The organism is Bartonella sp. AA1HLJMS (assembly GCF_042197445.1).
In the GTDB taxonomy this organism is placed as follows: Bacteria; Pseudomonadota; Alphaproteobacteria; order Rhizobiales; family Rhizobiaceae; genus Bartonella.
On record NZ_JBHIRW010000049.1, the window covers coordinates 4,317 to 6,611 of the forward strand.

3 protein-coding genes are annotated in these 2,295 nt (G+C 37.7%); all 3 read right to left on the minus strand.

What is annotated here, in order from left to right; genetic code table 11:
• Positions 1-669, minus strand: a 669-nt coding sequence (locus tag ACFIQE_RS08230; protein ID WP_375707514.1) for an ABC transporter substrate-binding protein, incomplete at its 3' end; no start/stop codon positions are given.
• Between the two features lie 356 nt (positions 670-1,025).
• Positions 1,026-1,244: a hypothetical protein gene (locus ACFIQE_RS08235; RefSeq protein WP_375641149.1), complete on the minus strand. Its 219-nt coding sequence runs from the start codon at positions 1,242-1,244 to the stop codon at positions 1,026-1,028.
• A 343-nt stretch (positions 1,245-1,587) separates the two neighbouring features.
• Positions 1,588-2,295: ABC transporter substrate-binding protein (locus ACFIQE_RS08240; protein ID WP_375621868.1), on the minus strand; the 708-nt coding region annotated here is incomplete at its 5' end.

Sequence of the window (2,295 nt, forward strand, 5' to 3'; positions counted from 1 at the left end):
AGGGCGCCAACTCTCTAGCTGATAAGGACCAACGCAAGCAGAATGGCTTGCCAAATACCGGTTTCCCATATCACCATCTTTTTCGTGTTTCATGAGTGTCTCACGATCCAGCAAGGCAGCAGTGCGATTAGTGGAAATATTGCTAAGAATAAGCTCTGCTGGATAAGGTTTATCAAATTTCATCACCACTGTTTTGTCGTCCGGTGCTTGAAAAGCCTCATCAACGTTTTGTTCTGTAATCCCATATTCATTAAATGTTGCCGCATTAGCCAATTTCAATTTGACAACCCGCTTCATACCCCAAACAAGATCATTGGCATTCGCAGAACGACCATCATAAAACTTTAAACCATCACGCAAGTGAAAAGTAATCACCGTACTCTGATCATCACTTGAAACATCCCAACTCTTCGCTAACGAGGGAACCATTTTAGCCGCATCATCTGTAGCAGAAACGACTAAATTATCACAAATATTGTTAACCACTTCAATTCCATAACGGTCATTGAGTTGTGCAGGGTCAAATGTATTTATTGGATCGAGATTCCAAGCCATCACAAGCGTATCGGCGGGTGTTTTTGCTGAAACTTGTTGCACAAACATCCCCATTGCAAGAACAGCAGAAACAAAAGAACTGCCCTTTTTCAATATTTTTCTTTTCATGTTCATAGAATTTTCCTTTTAACGTTTATTGTATAAATTCTCCATGCAGCAAAACGTGCTTAATTTAAGTTTAGACGAACGATAGGCTCCTAAAGACCAAACTTTAAAATCTTCAAGAACAAGCACCTCTTGCCAATGACTCCTCTTGTCTACACTTATAAGCCAAACTAAAACATACAAAGGAAAACACTCTGATATACAATGAACGCTCACCAACAACAGAGCTTAATCACGATATCATAACGCCTACTATTGAAGACTATAAAACCTGTATTTTTTCTATCTTGTTAAGCAAGCTTGTCTCGTATTTCTTCCGGCGTTTTCTATACCATCAAAGCACTACCCCTTTTAGCTCAAGTACCTTAATAACAACGAGCCTTCATAACAATTTGACGATTTGATAAAACAGAAAAATTCGTTAGTTTGCCAAATGCAACGACTTTTATTCCTTCTTCAAAAGAAAATTTAATTTTTTCATCACTCCCCGTAAAATAACACCCTCCAAATGACATCTCATCATCTTTCAAAGCAAAAGAAAATATAAACACCATAAAAAACTGATATCTCTTGTGTACCCCCATAACAAAACTTTCCTTCAACATCGCAAAACCTTTGCACCTTTAGCACCACTAAATTCCGCGATATTTGTTACACTTAGTTTTTTTATGTTACTCTCAGTTTTTTAACAAATAAATTGACCACTTTCTAATTCAGAAAAATTGAAATATCGATCTTAACATCCATTTAAATACACCTCTAATGAGAATGAAAAATATCTTTAAACGAATGTCTTGAAAAGACATTCAACAATATATCACGCATTACCTATGATCTTCGACGCATTGCAAAACTTGAAAATTTATACAATACGCCGAATATATCATGACGATGCCCTTTATCTATTGAACAGCATTGAAGACACTCTTATTTTTCAATTTTACTATAAAAAATATGTGGCGCACTATTCCAAACCCACTTTTTGATATCAGGCGTCATCGCGATAACAGTATATTTCTGAAAGATAAACGCATAAGGTCCTTTTTGCATCAATTCACGTTGTAAATCAGCATAGAGTTGTGCCCGTTTTTGCGGATCTTTTTGAAACAATGCATCCTGAACCTTTTGATTCATCGTTTCATCCAAATACCCATATTGCCAACTAGGATAGGCGGTATTTTTTGCCTCAAGCCGATTATCTGGATTATAAACAAGACGTGAAGCCATGGTATGAGGATCCGCAGAATCATTATTCCATCCGACAAAAATCGTATCAAAAGCCCGTGCATAAAGTTTAGAAAACAACTGTGTACCGGCCATCCGTTCAATTTTAAGACGCACCCCCGCCTTTGCGGCACTATCTTGGAGTGACTGAGCAACTAACACCCTATAAGGAGCATTTGATACGAGAAAATTTGCCTCAAATCCATTCGGATAACCAGCTTCTGCTAAAAGCTGCTTGGCTTTTTGAATATCAAGTTTAAAGGGTTGCCCTTCTTTTTCATCTAAAGCCCCAAAGTTGCCAAGAGGAATAAAACTGGCCCGTGGAACACCAACACCTTTGAGAAGCTTCTTGCCAAGACCTTCATAATCTATGAGATAACGCATCGCCAAACGCACTTTTTCCTTAGCAAA

Bases quoted from the DNA above. Each gene is read 5' to 3' on its own strand.
- ACFIQE_RS08235 (WP_375641149.1), bottom strand. From the start codon at position 1,244: ATGGGGGTACACAAGAGATATCAGTTTTTTATGGTGTTTATATTTTCT.